The following is a 291-nucleotide window of genomic DNA, read 5'->3' as shown; positions in this document are numbered from 1 at the left end:
ACCCAGGCCTGTCGGTCAAGCTGGGCTTCGACGTCAACGACGACATCGCTGCGCCGTACATCAAGAAGGGCGTGCGCCCGCAAGTGGCCATGCTGCGTGAGCAGGGCGTCAACGGCCAGGTCGAGATGGCCGCTGCCTTCGACCGTGCCGGTTTTGCCGCCATCGACGTGCACATGAGCGACATCCTGGCGGGCCGTGTCAACTTCGAGGCCTTCAAGGGCCTGGTCGCCTGCGGTGGCTTCTCTTACGGTGACGTGCTGGGTGCCGGTGAAGGCTGGGCCAAGTCGGCGC

The 291-nt window shown here is 66.0% G+C and carries 1 protein-coding gene; it reads left to right on the top strand.

All coding sequences use genetic code 11. The features are described from left to right. A partial coding sequence (locus tag AC6UDB_RS07000) for a phosphoribosylformylglycinamidine synthase subunit PurQ (protein ID WP_500709543.1) occupies positions 1-291 on the top strand: 291 nt, incomplete at both ends.

The organism is Fructilactobacillus sp. X3R2C1 (assembly GCF_059901235.1).
Note: the sequence above shows the minus strand (reverse complement) of the source record. Positions and strands in the feature narration are given on the sequence as shown.